16 protein-coding genes and 2 pseudogenes are annotated in these 17,959 nt (G+C 40.3%); 6 read left to right on the forward strand and 12 right to left on the reverse strand.

The features are described 5' to 3' along the window. Positions 1-77: 77 nt before the first annotated feature. From F887_RS08980 to F887_RS08940, 9 genes are all read right to left on the reverse strand, one after another. Positions 78-518, reverse strand: a complete 441-nt coding sequence (locus F887_RS08980) for a YbaN family protein (protein WP_005294138.1) — start codon at positions 516-518, stop codon at positions 78-80. A gap of 25 nt (positions 519-543) precedes the next feature. Then, entirely contained in the window at positions 544-1,143 is a 600-nt protein-coding gene (locus F887_RS08975) for a biliverdin-producing heme oxygenase (protein WP_171067464.1), read from the reverse strand. Positions 1,144-1,168: 25 nt separating this feature from the next. Further along, positions 1,169-2,089 (reverse strand): energy transducer TonB, encoded by a 921-nt coding sequence (locus tag F887_RS08970; protein WP_005294144.1) that lies wholly within the window; start codon positions 2,087-2,089, stop codon positions 1,169-1,171. 11 nt (positions 2,090-2,100) lie between these two features. After that, entirely contained in the window at positions 2,101-3,567 is a 1,467-nt protein-coding gene (locus tag F887_RS08965) for a hemophilin secretion modulator (RefSeq protein WP_171067465.1), read from the reverse strand. Positions 3,568-3,673: 106 nt separating this feature from the next. Further along, positions 3,674-4,465 (reverse strand): Slam-dependent surface lipoprotein, encoded by a 792-nt coding sequence (locus tag F887_RS08960; protein ID WP_005152951.1) that lies wholly within the window; start codon positions 4,463-4,465, stop codon positions 3,674-3,676. Between the two features lie 186 nt (positions 4,466-4,651). Next, positions 4,652-7,813 (reverse strand): hemophilin receptor HphR, encoded by a 3,162-nt coding sequence (locus F887_RS08955; RefSeq protein ID WP_322782744.1) that lies wholly within the window; start codon positions 7,811-7,813, stop codon positions 4,652-4,654. 202 nt (positions 7,814-8,015) lie between these two features. Beyond that, on the reverse strand, positions 8,016-9,023 hold the full coding sequence (locus F887_RS08950) for a FecR family protein (protein WP_005294153.1): 1,008 nt from the start codon (positions 9,021-9,023) through the stop codon (positions 8,016-8,018). Further along, complete coding sequence (locus F887_RS08945; RefSeq protein ID WP_171067398.1) at positions 9,024-9,545, reverse strand: sigma-70 family RNA polymerase sigma factor; 522 nt, start codon at positions 9,543-9,545, stop codon at positions 9,024-9,026. It abuts the gene before it with no gap. Positions 9,546-9,697: 152 nt separating this feature from the next. Continuing rightward, positions 9,698-10,555, reverse strand: a complete 858-nt coding sequence (locus tag F887_RS08940; RefSeq protein ID WP_005294159.1) for a LysR family transcriptional regulator — start codon at positions 10,553-10,555, stop codon at positions 9,698-9,700. 127 nt (positions 10,556-10,682) lie between these two features. Between F887_RS08940 and F887_RS08935 the strand changes: the two genes are divergently transcribed. After that, positions 10,683-11,387, forward strand: coding sequence for an FMN-dependent NADH-azoreductase (locus F887_RS08935; RefSeq protein WP_005294161.1), 705 nt, complete (start codon positions 10,683-10,685; stop codon positions 11,385-11,387). 108 nt (positions 11,388-11,495) lie between these two features. On the opposite strand, the pseudogene F887_RS0117970 reads toward F887_RS08935, so the two are convergent. After that, positions 11,496-12,093 (reverse strand): annotated as a pseudogene (locus tag F887_RS0117970) (type 1 glutamine amidotransferase domain-containing protein). A 92-nt stretch (positions 12,094-12,185) separates the two neighbouring features. Between F887_RS0117970 and F887_RS08930 the strand changes: the two are divergent. The 3 genes from F887_RS08930 (at position 12,186) to F887_RS08920 (ending at position 14,761) form a co-directional block, all read left to right on the forward strand. Beyond that, positions 12,186-12,599: a MerR family transcriptional regulator gene (locus tag F887_RS08930; protein ID WP_005294167.1), complete on the forward strand. Its 414-nt coding sequence runs from the start codon at positions 12,186-12,188 to the stop codon at positions 12,597-12,599. 122 nt (positions 12,600-12,721) lie between these two features. Next, a complete protein-coding gene (locus F887_RS08925; RefSeq protein ID WP_005294170.1) occupies positions 12,722-13,531 on the forward strand; it encodes a type 1 glutamine amidotransferase domain-containing protein in 810 nt (269 codons plus the stop codon). A gap of 192 nt (positions 13,532-13,723) precedes the next feature. Continuing rightward, positions 13,724-14,761, forward strand: coding sequence for a hypothetical protein (locus tag F887_RS08920; protein WP_005294172.1), 1,038 nt, complete (start codon positions 13,724-13,726; stop codon positions 14,759-14,761). A gap of 178 nt (positions 14,762-14,939) precedes the next feature. Here the strand turns inward: F887_RS08920 and F887_RS08915 are convergent, their stop codons facing one another. After that, positions 14,940-16,178, reverse strand: coding sequence for an NADH:flavin oxidoreductase/NADH oxidase family protein (locus F887_RS08915; protein ID WP_005294176.1), 1,239 nt, complete (start codon positions 16,176-16,178; stop codon positions 14,940-14,942). A 202-nt stretch (positions 16,179-16,380) separates the two neighbouring features. Further along, positions 16,381-17,211 (reverse strand): alpha/beta fold hydrolase, encoded by an 831-nt coding sequence (locus F887_RS08910; RefSeq protein WP_005294178.1) that lies wholly within the window; start codon positions 17,209-17,211, stop codon positions 16,381-16,383. A 387-nt stretch (positions 17,212-17,598) separates the two neighbouring features. Here F887_RS08910 and F887_RS18940 point away from each other — a divergent pair. Both F887_RS18940 and F887_RS18885 read left to right on the forward strand, forming a co-directional pair. Next, positions 17,599-17,703: pseudogene (locus F887_RS18940) on the forward strand (acetoacetate decarboxylase); the annotation flags it as partial. 9 nt (positions 17,704-17,712) lie between these two features. Further along, positions 17,713-17,841, forward strand: a complete 129-nt coding sequence (locus tag F887_RS18885) for a hypothetical protein (RefSeq protein ID WP_265596639.1) — start codon at positions 17,713-17,715, stop codon at positions 17,839-17,841. Positions 17,842-17,959: the final 118 nt, after the last annotated feature.

Genomic DNA, 17,959 nt, shown 5'->3' on the forward strand with positions numbered 1-17,959 from the left:
TTGGCTGGATAATGGATGTGATTTATTTCAAATTTAGTGATTTAGGTTCACTTCATTCCAGAAATCGGCTTTGTGGTCTAATCTCTCAACCACATCCAGATTAATACTGCTGCCATACACGCCACAAGAGGATAAACAACCCAAGGATGTGGAATGGTCCAGATCATAATCCCAGCAGCTACACTCATACTTATCGTCGAAATATATTTGGCTTTTTTGGGAATACGTCTATTTTCTTGCCATTCTTTGATGATTGGACCAATAAGACGATGATTTAGAAACCATTGATGCAGCTTTTCTGACCCTCTAGCTGCAAAGAAAACAGCCAATAAAATAAAGTCAACGGTCGGTAATCCCGGAATAAAAATTCCAAGAATACCGAGTCCAATGCACAACCAGGCGAGGCAGATAAAGAATAATCGCCACCAAACTGAGCGTGCTAATTTGCTTGCTGGCTGTGGCGGTTGTGACAAAATATCTGTTTTCACATCATTATTCATGCGATCAATATTCTCCATCCCTAGCGATGCTCAATCCACTTGTTTATTTCAACTCATCCAACTGGATTAATGCATTTCCAAAATAGCCAAAAGCATCTAAAGCACCTTGCACCACGCGATCCTGTAAAACTGAGTCAAAGTCAGCATCATCAAGTGCTTGGACAAAGCGTTTCCAAACCTTGGCACGTCCCTCTGGATACGCCGCGAGATTACGCGCCGCAAATGTTTCAGAGAAACCTAAACTTTTTTGGGCTTCTTTAAATAAAAAAGCTGCGCCTAAGGTTGACCCTTCTGAGACATAAATCCAGCCGAGAGCTTCAGGTAATTTAACCGCTGCACTTTGCAATGGCTGCCCTGCGGGTTGAACACCCAAATCTTGTAAATCTTCAAAAGCTTGCTGAGAGCGACCACGGATACCGAGATCTGGAATTAATCCAGCCACACCTTCTTGTTCAAAAAGATGCTCAATTTCTTGCTGAAAATAATATTGAGACAACGTGAATTGCGCATATTTTTCTTTGCTTGCAAAGACATCTGCCTGAGCCATTAAGCGATGCATTCGTTCATGTTCTGCTGCCGTTTCTTGCTTTAGACGTTGAGAAAGGCTATTGGCGACCATTTGTTCTGTTGCTGCGTTCATTATCATTCTCCTGAAGAAAGAATATTGCTCATCGGTTGTCCCGACTGAGTTTAAGTTGCACTGGGAAATCAACGACAATAACCACTGCTTGGCCATTGACTTTGTAGGGTTTGAATTTGGACTGACGGGCTGCGTTTAGAACGCGCTCATCTAAACTGGCAATACCTGAACTTTGTTTTAATTGGATATCGATAGGCTGTCCGTTTTCATTGATGCGTAAACGTAACTCCACCATACGAGTTTGTTGTCTGAGCTCGCGATCATCGTAGCTAAACTTTCCAAAACTGAGCACATCGACACTACTGACTTGGATAGGTTCATCATTCTGAACTTGGCTTTCAGGTGCTCGACTTAGCTCCTGTTGCGCTGCGGGTGTTTTTACACCACTCGGGCGTGATTGATTTTCTTCAGATTGCGCTTTATGCATTTGCTGATTTTCATTCACCGCAGTAGATTGTTGACCAGTCTGTATCTGTTGTTTAAACGCTTTGCTTTCTACGGACTGAACGGCAACAATTTGTGTTGATTGAGATGCGACGGAGTGATCTTTTTTATTCGGCTGTTTCTTCTGCACCGTATTCGTTGCATTTTGACTAATGAATCTCTTTTGCTCGATGGTCTCAGCACTTTGTTGCGTAGCACGAGGTGCAGATTGTTTTTTTAAGTGTTGTTGTTTGGGTTGCTGAGCAATGGCACTTTGAGCCGTTGTATGAGGAGATAGATTTTCTGATGGTGCTAAGGACACAAAACGTACCTTGAGTGCATTTACTTTCGGTGAAGTAGCCAAAGTGTAAGGTTCAATAAAATGACTCAGAAACCATAATCCTATTAGATGCAGCGCAATGACCAGCAATACAATGATCGACTTATGATTGGAATGTGCCAAAACCAAAATAGATGGTGGTTTTGAGGTCAACTCATAAGCTAGATATTGGAGCTTTGATTTCATCGTCATCCCCCTTAAAAACGATGCTCAAGCTTCAAGCTGACATTGTGTTTATCGTAGGAATATAACCAATCCACATTGCTACTGTTGTGGTTATAACGATAAGTCAGATTTGGTGTCATGCCGTAAAATTTAAATCGGGGCATCTGCACAACAAAGGTATAATTTTGTTCAAAATCATGACGGCGGGCCGCAAATGTCTCGACATATTGATCAAACTGCCGCCAGCGATATGAACTGAATAAGGTGGTATTCAACCCGACATTCCAAGACTTACTTAAGCCTAAACGAATGCCTTGCTGCTGATAGGCTGCCATATACTTTTCTTGAGTGTCATGATCAAGCACATCCAGTCCACTAAATAATGTCCATTGCTTAGGTAGAATCTTCCAAAACGTGAACATCGCTGAGCTTTCTTTACCATCTAATGTCTTATATTTTTGATAATCTAGATCTTTGATTTCAGCTTCGAGCTTGAATGCTTTGTCTGCGGCAATAAATCGCATCCATTCAGCACGTGCACCCCATGCATTGTATAAACCGTCATTTGCATAACGTTTATGTTCAAACAATGGTGCAATGCTGATCTGATTTTTTAAATCGAGAAAGCTATAGCCTGCATTAATATTTAGTGTGGATTCGTTATAGTCGGCATGATCATCATAGGACTGTCCATAAGCTAGCCCACGTAAGGAAACCCCATGATTGCCGTAGAGAGAAAAGCGTTTCATTAAACTGGCTTCATAGTCCATACCTGTTGCTGATGCTGCTTTAGGGCTGCCACGGGTAATTTCTTGAATGGGAGTCGCATTGCCCTTATCGTCAATGCCATATAACGTCCATGTTTTACTTTGTTCAGAAGAACTATTCAGATTTGTGGCATAGGATGGACCAATCGCGACACTGCCTTGCCATGAATCCCGCTGATCGAGTGCTTTGACGAACAGATTAACCGTTTGTTCTACTTCTGGCGGTATCACCGCACGATCACTCTGTCCCAGTTTGTTTTGAATTGATGTAAAAAGGCGTGCTGCTTCTTTGTTCTTCTGCTGTTCAAACAGCACGCGCGCTAACTCTAGTTCACAAATAAGATTATTCGGTTGTTTATTGAGACTGCTTTGAAATTTTTGCTCGGCTAATTTGAGCTGACCCTGAGCACGTGCCAATGCCCCTTCGGCAAAATCAGTTAAAGCCTGATCATAGTCTTGATATTGCTGATAATGCTTTAAATAAACCGCAGCATTGCCCCATTGTTTTTGCATGACAGCCAAATAGAGGGCTTTTGCCAAATCATCTTGATTTTTCTCTACCGCAAAAATTTGGCCATTGATAAGAATACTAGGTAGTTTCTCGGTATCACGAATTGTGCCTTGTTGTTGTAGTTGGTGCTGTTGTTGTAATAAATTTTGATCCAAGCTTTGATTCAGGCGAAGTTGAGTATCATCATCTGCATAGAGTGATGAAGTAGCCAATAGAGTCAGACAGCACAGCAATGTTCTTTTCATAAAAACCGTAAAACAAAAAATAAAATCATTAAGTCTTAAGCAAGAAAAAGGAATCTACAGTTGTAGATTCCTTTCGCTATAATTAGTTCTTCGCACCGCCAAATGCAGTGTTATAAGAAACATTGTCAAATTTCGCGATACCCGCTAAAGCAGCAGCATTTGCACCAAAGAAATGTCCTTGAACAATACCTGAGTCATTTAAGCCAGCTGTACCATTTGCAACTGCAAATCCGCTAAATGCAGCTGAACCTGGATTAAACGTCACACCATCAAGCGTTACGTTTGAAACGGTTGTACCTGTTCCAGCTAATGAACCTTCCAAAGTACCCGCACCGAAGTTTGCAGTAAAATTACCACTTAACAGATTGGCTGCCGAGCCGTTAATCCCTGCAACGGTATACGTCGCAGTACCTGCAGTTGGTACTGTGGTATTGGTATTGTCACCTGCGTAATAAACCGTATGGCTTGCGCTTGCAGGTGTATCACCCGCTTTCCACCATTCACCGAAATAAACTTCTTGCGTGCCGACTTGACCAAAATTAAAGTTACCTAAAGCACTATGTGAAGGCGGCATTGCCGATACAGGAATATGAGAGATATTAAATGTCTTGGTACCTACAGTGACATTCGTATTACTTGTGCCTTGCGCAGAAAATGCTTGCGCTAAACCTTTTAGTGAACTAAAGCCTGTAAAAGCGTTATATGGTGCACCTGCCGCCTGCACAGAAACTGCAGCTGCACCACCCGGATGACTAGCACTTGCTGCCGCACCGACTTTGATATTTGCTTCGTTACTAGAAGCACCTTCAATACCTGCATGAGCAAATACAGCAGAACATGCAACAAGACCGATGAACAGTTGAGAGATTTTCATTTATTGTTACTCCATTTTTCTAAAGCTAAGTTATTGTTTCAATGAAGATAACGATATCGTTATCTATTTAGTTGTATGAGCAGTTGGATCTATTACTACCCTTGATTTTGTAAATAATAATCATTCAAACTTATTATTTACATCCATCTAATTCCCACTTTTTAAAAGAGGAAATTAAATTCTGTGTTAAAACTTAGTTGTCCAGCTGACTTTTAGCGTGCGGCCTGGTGCAGCCATTGCACTCCGAGTGAGAGGATCGATATAGAATTGGTTTGAAAGGTTATTTCCAACAAATTCAACCGTGTTATAGGTATCGACTTGGTAGCGTGCATAAGCATCAAAAATCCAAGTATCATCCCAAGCCAGCGGTACGTTGAGGTAATAGCCTTTATTGATACCCGCATCGTTATTCTTACGCAGCGGACTTTCATAGCCTTTGTAGAAGGTTGCTCGGGCACCCAGTTCCAATCTTTCATCTAGAAAACGTGCGCCTAACAAGGCATGTGCACTGAGTTCTGGTGTCGACATGGTGACGAGATAACCATTTGGAAAGCCATCATCGACACAGCGTTGGTAAGCATCACGGAATTGAATCCCCTGATCTGTTTGTACAGTACCGCTGTTAATCATTTTATCGATGGCGCTATTGGTGTCACAGACTTCATTTTTGAGGTTATAAGCCAAACTTAAATCGGTAAAAAAAGCACCATTATCAAAACGGCTTTGCAGTTCTAGGCCGGAAAGTTTTTGCTCATCCATATTGGTGAAAATCAGATTTTGATTTCGCTCAATCACGTTTTTGGTTTTGTTGTAGTAATACGCCAGTTTAATATCGGCATTTCGTGCTGAGCTTAACCAGTCACGCATGTCATAGACATAACCCACTTCATAATTAAACGCGTGTTCGGGTTTAATCGCTTGATATGGCATCATCGCAGAGAAACCGACTGTACTTTCAAATAAGCTGGGTAAGCGATACTCTTCTGCATAACGTACATAGAGCCGATTATTATCAGTCAAATGAATGGATGCACCGAGCTGAGGTGCCCAGCCACTGTCTCTTACTTTCTGAGCAGACTCAATTGGAACCTGTTCAATCACTGCAGGACTCAGATTGCCATTGCCAGTAATCACATATTTTTGACCTAGAGCATTTAGTCGATCTAATACATTATCAGCCAAAGCCAAATGACCGTTTTCATCTGCCTTCCACGTGAGTGTATTTTTCAGTGTCCAAATCAGGTTATACAGCTGTGTTTCTGATGCAGGTACACTCTCTAACTTACCATCCCAGTCTGGATTTTTGGTGGCATAACGTTGTGAGAATCGGTCCAGCAGACGTTGCTGCTGAGCATTGTAACTTTCAGGCATCGTCACATATTCAAAGCTATATTCTTTGAGTTTACTTTTCTTGGTAAATAATGGGTTTAATGCAGGATCGCCCCCATCTCTCAAGGATTTATTTAAGAAATCATCAAAGGCCCAGTATGAGCGATAGCGCATACCCGCATCAAAACTTAACCAAGAGGCAGGACGATAGTTAAAATTAAAATCAAAGGTTTTTTCTTCACGTCGTCCTGCTCGTGGTAAAGCCTGAAATAGACTATACATTGGACCGTATTCACCATAGACATCATCAGAAGTCAGTTTTTCTTTTAAGAAACTGCCACCTAAGGTTAAATTAAGTTGGTCCGTTAATAGGGCTTTATTGCTGATATTAATGCCCTGACGGCGGTTGTCAGAATGGCTGATTGCCGTATTGATAATGCGATTGTCCCGAAAATCAATCGTCGTTGGCCAACCACCGCGTGTATAGGTTTGGCTTTCTGTATCGGTTTGCCAAATATTGGCATAGAAGTCGACCCACTGATTCGTTTCGGGTTTGAACTTATACTCCAAGCTATAGGCTTTGGAACGAATGTCACTGAGAGGCCACTGTGGTACACCAATTTCAGGTGTTAGCCCCCATTCAATTCGTGAAGGCATGATTTCACCAAATCTATTTTTGGTGTCTCGATAGGTCAATTTTAGGGCTTGGTCATCAGTTGGTCGATAGTTTGCTTTGAATAACCATGACTCCATCTGACTTGAGGTATTCGGAACTTCATCACCTGGCTTATAGGAATGAGCAAAATAAGGAATAAAATCGAGACTATTACTTGGTTCTGCCCGTTTATAGTAGCCCGACCCATGCGTACCCGAAAAATAGTTGCCACGTTCACGAACCGCATAAACTGCCAATAAATCAAATTTATCCTGCTTCATTGCCAAGGCAAGTCGACCTGCTAGATCATCCCCCGAGAAGTTGGAGTTATCATTTTTAGTTCGGTTCTTCTTATAAATATCAGGGTCATACTGTTTGCCATCCACATTGTTCCAAGGGGTTGTATCATTATAATTCTTGCCAACCTTGCTCATGTCAGGAAGCGATGGGTCAATAGAGTTGGTTGAACCTTCTACTTTTAACTCTGCACCGAATGTTTTACCTGGGCGAACGATATCATCCGCTTCCAAGGTCTTGACCACAACACCACCACCCACTGAAGTTGTGGTATTTCGTTCTAACGATGGCCCTTTAATAACTTCAATGCCAGCAATCAAATTAGGGTCGATGTAATTTCGGTTATTCACGCCATTATAGCCGCGCCATACTGCAATCGACTGCTCAGTGCCATCGATGGTCAATGGAACGCGACCTACACCCTGTACGCCACGAACACTCGGATCCAATGCGCCACTATTTCGGGCATCACCGCTATAAACGCCAACCATACCTTGTAAAACATCGGCAGGATTGGTGCCTTTAAAGCGTTCAATATAGTCTTTTCCTGCATAGACTGAAGAGCGATTGGCATCATAAACTCTGTTGCTGCCCTGAGTATCACGATCTTCTTGACCATAAACAACAAGTGGGGTCAAACGAACTGAAACCTCATCATCCTGAGTCGGTACAGACGCTGTCTTGTTTGGAACTGTAGTTGTAGCAACGGACGCGGTATTGGCATGTTGAGTGGTTTTTTTCGCCAGAGTGTAACCTTGTCCCACTTTTACTGCATAAAATGTTGAAGATGCTAAAATATGTTGGAAGCCTTGTTCTATTGCATAGTTTCCTTTTAAACCAGAACTGTATTGCCCTTTTAGCTGCTGGGCATCAATTGCAATAGCGGTACCAGATTGTTCAGCAAATTGATTCAAGACATTGGCTAAGGTTCCCGCTGAGATATCGTAGGTTTTTATCCCAACTGTTTCAGCATAAGCCTGTTGTAAAGGCAAAGTTAAGCCACCAATACAAACTGTATGTATCGCAAATGCGAGTGTCGAAAATCGAAATAAGTTCCGATTTTGCATTTGACCCTTTACAACTTTCTTCATTTTGCCGCCCCAGTAAATAGAAATAAGAATCATTCAATATGTTTGAATAAAATGATCCAAATTTATTGCTTCTACTTACTATGACGAACAGCTTTGAAAAAAGTGGAACCTAAATTTAAAAAAAATTAAAAAATTTTTTAAAATTTATTCATTTTGGATATGAAAATACAGGATTTTTTTATTTTTTTAATGAAATAACAATGAGATATGGTGTAACTTGATATACCTTTAAGTTGGGAAATACAGTTGCTAATAATTTAAGTGCATCCTGTGTTTGATCTAATGGCAACACAGCATTCACTTGGATGTCGTGTAGTACTTCGGCATTAAACAAGATTTTGCCTTTATAATTTTGATCTAATTCTTTTAACACCTGATCAAGCGGTAAATCCTCTACCATCAATTGATGTTTATTCCATTTTTGTTGTTCATTATAAATATTCAGTGCGGGTAATGATTGCACGCCATTTTGATTCATACTGACGGCTTGCCCTGCATTGACTATCACCTGCTGAGTTGTATAACCATGTGCTGTAGACTGTACACGTACTCGCGAGTGCAACATTTTTAACTCTGTTGCTGAAGGCGTAAAAGCCACGCTAAAAGCTGTTCCAAGTGCTTGAATCTGCCCATGTTTGGTTTTGACTAAAAACGGTCGATTCGGATCTTTGGCAACATCAACATAGACTTGCCCTTGAACCAATTCAACCACTCTTTGCTTTGCCTGAAAATCAATATTGACTGCACTTTTCCCCCGCAGAATTAAGCGAGAGCCATCTTGTAAGGTTTGTGTTGTCCATTGTGCTGAATCGCTGCGAACATCAGCGCTTAGATAGGCAATAGAAGTATCAGATACATACAGAGAACTGCCGCTGACGATAACGAATGCAATGGCAAATGCACTTCCTGCACGAACATGTTTATATATTTTTGCAGATCCAAAACCTGCTTTGAGTGCTGATTTAACAACTTTTTTATGCTGTGGTGTTTGAGACACCTTTTGAATCGAGCGAATACACTGTTCAATATCCGCTGCAATTTTTTGATGCTGCTGACTGTTCTGCTTCCACTGATTAAATTTTAATTGTGCATTTTCGCGGGTCGATTCATCATCTGAACTTAATTGCACAATCCATAATGCCGCCTCCTCGACCAATTGATTGTGATCTTGTTTATCGATAGCCATTTAGATGCTGACATCCATATCTAGTCGTGTTTGATAACAGCGTATTAAACAGCTTGCCAGATATTTTTGAATCATTTTGGTCGAAACGCCCAGTTGCTCTGCGATTTCTTTATGGGTATAGCCTTCTAGATAATGCAAGATAAATGCTTGTTGTGCTTTTGCAGAAACATCTTCCAAAGCTTTACAAAGTTGGTCAAGTGCCTGAATGATTTGCATTTGATCTTCTGGTGAAGCAACCACATCCAGCATGTATTCCATCTGGCTCAAACCATCTAAATAGGCTTGTTCAATGCGTTTGCGACGTACTTGGTCAATAAGTAAGTTTTTTGCAATAGAAGTCAGATAAGCACGTGGTTCTTTAATCCCCAACAACTCATCACGTGTTTGCAGTAATTTGATAAAGGTGTCCTGCACCAGATCTGCGGCTTGCTCAGTGTTGCCTATTTTTTGTCTCAACCATTGATGAAGCCAGCCTCTATGGTTTCTGTATAACTGATCTACAAGCATAGGGGTTTTGTTCACAATCATCTGACTCAAAACAAAGTGTAATCAAATGATAATAATTATCATTTATAAAATCAAGAAAGAATCGTACAAACTTTTGTTGACTGTTATTTTTATAAGCACATTTTTTATATTCCATTGCTCAAAAGCGTAATGCTGAAAATTATAAATTATTGATTTAACAGTGCTTCTATCCACACGATCAGTTCATGCATATGCCGATTTCTACGCTTTAATTGTTCCTTGTTTGGTATGTAATAACACAATTCTGATTGCACGCATTTAGTTGACAGTGGCTGGATCAATTTCGCCTGAATTAATCGACTGACCAAGGTACTAGAACAAAATACCCAGCCATTGGCCATTAAGGCTTCTTGAATACCGAAAATTTCTTGGTCAAAGTGATGCAGGCTGATCTTTTTACCATTCAAAGAATTGTGGTCAAGCCATGTTTGTAATGGTGGCTTAGGCAAGGTTTTATTTTTCCATTCAGTGCTAAACAGCGTAATCGGCTGCTTCAACCTACTCTCTTTATGCAACCCTACGGCGGCAAATACATTAAATGACTCATATTTAATAATGTCCGTTGGGGAAACGGATGCAACAGCCCCATAGCGGATGGGAAGTGCAGACAAATGGTTTTCCAGATTTTCCCCTGTTGAAATTTCAAGCGCGATCTCTGGATAAAGTTGTGAAAAGGTCTGCATGGCTGGAATCAAGATCATTGCAGCCAAGGATGAAGTTGTGGTGATCTTAATCACTCTTCCCGCTGTACTCACCTCTTCTAATGCGTCTTCAATCGTTCGAAATCCCTTAGAAATGGCGATCGCTAATTTTTCACCTGTTTCAGTTAAGCTGATTTTTCGAACCTGCCGATAAAATAAATCAACGTTTAAGCGACTTTCTAAATTACTCACGTGATGAGAAATAGCAGTTGGTGTAAGTGATAGTTCTTCAGCAGCCAATTTGAAACTCCCTAAACGGGCTGCAGATTCAAATGCTTTCAATGCTTGTAAAGAAACCTGCATAGGTTTTGGCCCCCCGAGTTTAAGTTTATAGCTGAGTTAAACTCATTCATAACCCTGATTTACTCATTTGTCCAGTCAGTAAGATGCTTTTAAGATGACCTTATCTTGAACAGGTTGAGTACTCAAAATGAAAACTGTATTACATATTGATGCCAGTGTCCGAGCGGTTTTTAATCCCAATCCAGCTCATAATTCAATTTCAAAAAGTATTGCACATCGTTTTATCAGTGCATTGCAAAGCCAAGGTATGATAGATGAATATATTTATCGGGATGTCGGAATGAATCCACCTGCTTTTATTAACCAAGACTGGATTGGTGCTGTTTTTACACCAGAGGAGAAAAGAACAGCTGAGCAAAAAGAAATCTTATCCTTATCTGATCAATTGATTGTCGAGCTGTTTGCTGCAAATACCATTGTGATTGCCTCACCGATGTATAACTATGGTATGCCTGCTCACTTAAAAGCATGGTTTGACCAAATTATCCGTATTAATAAAACGTTTGACTTTGACCTCACCCGTGGTGATTTTCCCTTAAAGCCATTACTTTCAGGCAAAACACTCGTCGTGATTACATCGAGTGGTGAGTTTGGTTTTGAAGAAGACGGTATTCGGGCTGAGATGGGACATTTACGACCGCATTTACGGACACTGAGTAAATATCTAGGCGTTGAGCAGATATATGAAATTGTGTCTGAGTATCAAGAGTTTGGTGATACTCGCCATCAAAAATCTTTAGAAAATGCATTTGACCGAGCAGAAACACTTGCATTAGAGCTAGCACGTTCTCAGCGACAAAATACGCAAATGCATGCGGAATATGACGCGTAGTGGCATCTAAAATGAGTACAGCAGCGATGTGCTGCTTTGATGAATAAAGTGATTTTTGAATCACTTTATTCGGTCTTTTATTCATCGATAGGATTTATTGTTTATTGTTTATTGTTTTTTGTTTAAAGCATCAATAATCGCAATTGCTGTAACACGTGCTGAAAACGGATTTTGCCCAGTAATCAAATTATGATCTCTAACTACATTCGGTACAAAAGGAATAAATTTTCTTTCATAATGCGCCCCACGCTGTTTCGCCAGCTCTTCAGCGTTATAAGGAACTTTCTTCGCTACACCAGCCAACACTTCTTCACACCATGCCACCTTTCTCATAAATATTTTTGGTGATGTCCTGCAATTCAGCATTGTCCAGAAAGTCCCACATCACACCATGGCCACCTGTGTAATAAATGACATCATAATCTTGCCAATTGATTTCAGAGGGTTTTTTGGTTGTTTCGAGTAATTGCATAAATGCAGGATCATTTTTACGTTTTAATACAGAGGCATCAGCAACGAAACGTTCTAATGATTTAGGTTCAATCGGAGAATGGCCACCCAAAGGACTGACAATATCCTGAAAATAATTTTGCTTTTCGAACTCGTCATAGGCATGAGTCAACTCACCCAACCACAGTCCTGTTGGTCGATGAATTCCTTTATATTCAGAGACATTGGTTACAACATGCAGAATACGCTTTGACATCTTTCACCTCGGCTATTTGATTTATTTTTAATCTTGCTTTTGCATCACTATAAGCTTAAAGTTTGCTTTAATGTCAAGAGAAAAATCAGTCAATGAATATCAGTGAACTATCTAAACAAAGTGGTTTAACTACCCCAACAATTCGTTATTACGAGCAAATCAAACTATTACCCAAGGCTAAACGTAAATCAAATGGCTATCGGGAATATAGTGACAATGATCTGAAACAGTTATTCCTGATCCAACAAGCACAGCAAGTTGGCTTTTCTTTGACAGAAATTAAGTCATTTTTGCCTTCAAATGTGACGTCTTGGGACCATGATATTTTGATTGGTGTGTTGGAAAGTAAAATCAAGGATATTGAAGATTTAGAACAAAAACTGGCCATCAGCAAACAAAACCTGCGTATGATGATCACTGCAATCAATAGTAAACCTGACGAAATCACCTGTGAAGAAAATGCACAGCGTTTACTCAATCTCTATTACGACAATGATAAGGCCTAAAGCTTTATTGGAAACTTAAAATCAAGCACCTTTGATACGAATCAATAACGCATAAAAACGATTGACCTTCAACCCAACTTTAAGCATAGGATATTTGACAGGTGATGAATAAGGAGCCTGTCATGTTGCAACGTTGGAATCTTCAAAAGAGGTTTATCCATATTTTTATGCTGATCTTTTCTGTGAGTTTAAGTTCAGCCTTTGCAGTTGAACCTGTGCAAAATCTACATCATAAACCGCTAGGCAAAATTCTGGTGGTGATGACCAACCATTCTGCTTACCCTACTCGTTCAGATCACACGGGTTTATGGTTGACTGAGCTCACTCATTTTTATGACATTGCAGAAGCTGCTGGTTATGAAATGGATTTTGTCAGTCCCCAAGGTGGAGCTGTTCCTTTGGATGAACGTAGCTTAAAGCCAATTTATATGGACAAATCTGCCAAAGCTCATTTAGCAGACCCTAAGTTTATGCAACGTTTAAATCATACACTTGCACCCAATGCAATTGATCCATCCCAGTACAAGGCAATTTATTATACGGGTGGTCACGGTACGATGTGGGATTTCCCCCAGAACCAAGGTCTAAAGAACATTAGTGAAAAGATTTACCAGCAAGGTGGTGTCTTATCGGCAGTCTGCCATGGTGTGGGTGGGTTATTGCCACTCCAAGATAATAACGGTAAAGCTTTGATAGCAGGACGGACTGTAACAGGTTTTGCCAATATTGAAGAAGCGCTGTCCGGAATTAAATCTCAAGTACCATTTTCATTGCAAGATGGTTTGATACAACGTGGGGCAAACTATAAACGTGCTTTTCTCCCCTTTACTTCTTACGTCATCGTTGATGATCGAATTATTACGGGGCAAAATCCGCAATCCAGTAAAGCAATTGCGCAAGCCGTAGTGAAACGCTTAAATGCTTTAAATTGAGCTTTCTTTAAAAAAACCAGATTTCATCATCTGGTTTTTTTAATGTTCATATAAATTTAGCTTTATCTCCTCACACTTTATCACGATCCGTTCGGTGCATTGATCCATTCAATTTTATTATTCAAAAACGCTTGACCTTAAAGCCAACTTTAATCTTAGCATTCTAGTTAGATCTATAGGAGGAACTACATCATGTTCAACAAGCTTCATTTACGTCGTTCAGTATCTGCGATATCCATCGGTTTAATACTCGCTACAGCAGCCTATGCAACGGAACTCAACTCACCCCAGATGAATGGCAGTACCAATACAGCACCGACTACAATCGTTGAATTTGGACCATATAAGGTGAATGTCCCCAAGGGTGGTTATTATGATCGCTTTCGTATGAATCCAAATTTAGACGAAGTGGCCAAAGACCCTGCAGCAGGTAATATTGATTATTTCCGTACAATTCCTAAAAAGCTTGTGGATACACGGGTGGGTAAAGTCTGGTCACCAAATTTCTATTACCGTACCAGCAATGTGCAGGTGTTAATGTTGGCACCTATTGCAAAACTAAAAGCCAAACTGCCAGTACCGCTTGAGCCACTACAGCTATTTCCAGGTTATGGTTTAGTTTCACTCACCTTCTTCTCTTATGCGGTTGGTGATGTTGATCCCTATGATGAAGTTTCTGTTGCCATTGTGGTGCGTCAACCCAATGCACACCGCTTCAATAGTACCGAATTACTCAGTTCGATGCGTCATCATAGGTATTATGGGCATGTACTGGCCTTACCTGTAGACACTGAAATTGGCCGTGTGCGTGGTGTATATGGTTATCAATTGCCTAAATGGTTAACACCGATTGATATGCAGATTGGTACTCAAAATCTGCAAGCACATATTCTTAATACGGATGGCAAGCCAGATTTAACTCTGACTGCTCCTGTTCCTAAAATTAAGACTGTCAAACCACAATCACGGATTGAAACTAAAACCATGTATCAACTCGTCGATGGTCAATGGCATAGCACTTCTGTTGAATCAAATACACTTGCATTTGGACAGCGCTTATTTCCTAAAAATGTACAATTGGTGCGTAGCGGTGGTCCGCTGAGTCAGTTACTTGATGATTTAGGAGCAGGTAAAATTCTACGTCTTGATGTTGTGAAAGATGCTCAATTGGCACTGAATATGCCAGTTCCTTATCCTGCGCTGGATCAAGCTAAAGTTAATAAAAAATAAATTTATGCACAAAATATCCGCTTCAATCCGAAAGCGGATATTTGTATTGTCAGGAATTATTTTTCCCTTTCAAAAATTTTTTAATCATTTTTTCCATAAAAAAGCCAATTACAGATTTTTCTATAATTGGCTTTTGATCAATCAAGCTATTTTAACATTGGCGACTTGTTCGCTTATGTTATGAAGCAAATGAATAGCTACGCATCCGTTTTTTATATTGGCGGGTACGGCAAGTCATTGCTGTTTGCTGTAAAGCCAATGCCCATAATGGCGATACCTTTGGATTGGTCGTTTTACCCAAACTGAGTTTACCTAACTGGAACTTCACTGTTGCCATGTTGGCAAGCGATGCTAAAGTTTTATTTTCCCATGTGATCGGTTGGAGTTCAGGTGCGTTATTTTGCCCTTGTTTCCATTCATTTGGTAAATTGGGATCAATCGCAAGTGCTGTGGCAATCCCGACCATATCAACACCACTTTCAATCACTTGCTCTGCCACCTGTTTACGACGGATACCACCAGTTACCATGACAGGCATCTTGGCAACTTTACCAATCTCTTGGGCAAACTCTAAGAAATAAGCTTCTCGTGCCAAAGTACGTCCATCACGTGCCTGCCCTTGCATTGCAGGTGCTTCATAACTCCCACCAGATAACTCAACCAGATCAACAGCCAGTTCGTTTAACATCATGACCACTTGTTGCGCATCTTCCGCACTAAAACCGCCACGTTGAAAATCAGCAGAATTGAGTTTCACCGCAACGGTGAATGTGTCTGAAACTACAGCTCGTACTGCTTTGACAATCTCAATCAAAATACGAGCCCGATTTTCTAAAGTACCACCCCACTGATCTTGGCGTTTATTACTCAGTGGTGAAAGAAACTGACTGAGTAAATAACCATGGGCTGCATGGATTTCTACACCAGTGAAGCCAGCCTGTTCTCCTAATCGTGCAGTATTGGCAAAACGTTGGATCACTTCATCAATCATGTCTTGGTTCATTTCAATTGGTGTATTAAAACGATTTGACATTTTCCCTAGATCGAGTGCAATGGCGGATGGTGCCCAAGTTTCTTGACCTAAATTGGATTGCATTTGACGCCCTGGATGATTGATTTGCAACCAAGCTTGTGCACCTTTAGAACGAGCAATTTGTGCCCAGCGCTTGAAAGTATCCAAATACTTTTCATCTTCCAATACAACACCACCCGGTCCAGTCATGGCACGACGGTCCACCATCACGTTGCCCGTGATGATCAGACCGACACCACCCTCTGCCCACGCTTGGTATAAACGCATCAGTTGTTCAGATGGTGCATGGTTTAAATCGGCCATGTTTTCTTCCATTGCAGCTTTTGCAATACGGTTGGGGATCTGCGAACCATTCGGGAAAACTAATTTTTCAAATACTTTCATTTTTGAAACCTCTTTGAGTATGTGCTTACTTTAAGATTAAAGTAAACTTTAATGTCAATAGGTTTTATTGCTTTGTATAAATTTATTTGAAAAATCGAACTAGGTTATAAACTTGCAGCAGCTACAATCTCCGAAAAATATTGAAAATAAAAAATAGAGGCATATGGCCTCTATTTTTTAATTGTATTGCAATCAATACAGCTTATGCCCGTATGAATGCCAATAGGTCTGGATTAATAACATCTGCATTGACTGTAAGCATCCCATGCGAGAACCCTTTATAGGTTTTTAAGGTTCCGTTTTGTACCAGTTTGGCGGACAATGCCCCAGAATTTTCATAAGGTACAACCTGATCATCATCACCATGCATAACCAGTACAGGTACTGAAATCTTTTTTAAATCTTCAGTAAAGTCGGTCTGAGAAAAAGCCACAATCCCATCATAATGTGCCTTGGCACCACCCATCATACCTTGACGCCACCAATTCCAAATGACTGGTTCAGATGGTTTTGCATCTGGACGATTAAAACCATAAAAAGGGCCTGCAGGTAAATCATAATAAAATTGTGATCTATTTTTGAATAACTGATTTTGCAAGTCGTCAAAGACTTCTTTCGGTAAACCATCAGGGTTATTTGGCGTTTTTACCATGATGGGCGGTACAGCACTTACCAGTACAGCTTTAGCAACATGTGCTTCACCATGACGTGCAATATAGTGAGCTACCTCACCACCACCCGTTGAGTGGCCAATATGAATCGCGTTTTTAATCCCAAGATGTTTCACCACAGCTGCAACATCATCAGCATAATGATCCATATCGTGACCATCCCAAACTTGGCTGGAACGACCATGTCCACGGCGATCATGGGCGACTACACGAAAACCTTCATTTAAAAAGAATAATAATTGGGCATCCCAATCATCTGAACTGAGTGGCCAGCCATGATGGAAAAATAAGACCTGAGCATCTCGAGGTCCCCAATCTTTATAAAAAATATCTACACCATCTTTTGTTGTAACAAATGCCATCTTTATTTCTCCTGTGTAAGAATTACACTGTCGAGTCATGATCTATGTTGTAATGGATTGCGCTGGAATTTCATATTTTTAACGAACATCCATATGGACAGTCCCCCTATACTAAGGTTAAAGTTGGCTTTAAGGTCAATGCTTTTAGTCCCATTCTGATAATAAAAATGTAATTTTATGATTTAAAAATAAAGCTAAAGTGAATAGGCTTACTCATTGAGATCAAATATTTTTTCTACGATCTAAAGTTTTTTCAGCGCCGATTTTCTTTACATTGTTTCAACGAATACGCCTTTCACCTTTCAAATATCAAAATTTGTGGCTTGACATTAAAGTTGGCTTTAATCTTATAGTGATCTTAATTGGGTCAATCAAAGGTTTATGCATATGAAGAGCAATAAACAGTTTACTGAAGTTGAGTTTGGGCAACACAAAGTTAAAGTTCCCAAAGATGGCTATTACGATCGTTTCGGGATCAATCCAGATTTAGACTGAGTCTAAGTGACCATGTTACATGTTGTTGATGACCAATGGCAGCATACCTTGGTTCAAGCCGATCTGGTTTCTTTTATGCAGAAACTTGTGCCTCGAAACATCAAACTTGTATGGCATGGTGGTTGTCTCGGCTAATTATTAGATGAACTTGGGGCATCCAAGATTCTTCGCTTAGATCTGATTTAAGCCGCACAAGTAGTGCTACATTTACTTAAAGCACTTTAAAAAATTCAATCTATAGAACAGTTAAGGA

The organism is Acinetobacter sp. NIPH 2100, from assembly GCF_000369805.1.
In the GTDB taxonomy this organism is placed as follows: domain Bacteria; phylum Pseudomonadota; class Gammaproteobacteria; order Pseudomonadales; family Moraxellaceae; genus Acinetobacter.

Excerpts from the sequence above, each read along its gene's own strand:
- F887_RS08955 (WP_322782744.1), bottom strand. The coding sequence starts at position 7,813 with ATGCAAAATCGGAACTTATTTCGATTTTCGACACTCGCATTTGCGATA.
- F887_RS08930 (WP_005294167.1), top strand. The coding sequence starts at position 12,186 with ATGAATATCAGTGAACTATCTAAACAAAGTGGTTTAACTACCCCAACA.
- F887_RS08935 (WP_005294161.1), top strand. The coding sequence starts at position 10,683 with ATGAAAACTGTATTACATATTGATGCCAGTGTCCGAGCGGTTTTTAAT.
- F887_RS08970 (WP_005294144.1), bottom strand. The coding sequence starts at position 2,089 with ATGAAATCAAAGCTCCAATATCTAGCTTATGAGTTGACCTCAAAACCA.
- F887_RS08925 (WP_005294170.1), top strand. The coding sequence starts at position 12,722 with ATGTTGCAACGTTGGAATCTTCAAAAGAGGTTTATCCATATTTTTATG.
- F887_RS08920 (WP_005294172.1), top strand. The coding sequence starts at position 13,724 with ATGTTCAACAAGCTTCATTTACGTCGTTCAGTATCTGCGATATCCATC.
- F887_RS08980 (WP_005294138.1), bottom strand. The coding sequence starts at position 518 with ATGGAGAATATTGATCGCATGAATAATGATGTGAAAACAGATATTTTG.
- F887_RS08910 (WP_005294178.1), bottom strand. The coding sequence starts at position 17,211 with ATGGCATTTGTTACAACAAAAGATGGTGTAGATATTTTTTATAAAGAT.
- F887_RS08950 (WP_005294153.1), bottom strand. The coding sequence starts at position 9,023 with ATGGCTATCGATAAACAAGATCACAATCAATTGGTCGAGGAGGCGGCA.
- F887_RS08960 (WP_005152951.1), bottom strand. The coding sequence starts at position 4,465 with ATGAAAATCTCTCAACTGTTCATCGGTCTTGTTGCATGTTCTGCTGTA.
- F887_RS08915 (WP_005294176.1), bottom strand. The coding sequence starts at position 16,178 with ATGAAAGTATTTGAAAAATTAGTTTTCCCGAATGGTTCGCAGATCCCC.
- F887_RS08940 (WP_005294159.1), bottom strand. The coding sequence starts at position 10,555 with ATGCAGGTTTCTTTACAAGCATTGAAAGCATTTGAATCTGCAGCCCGT.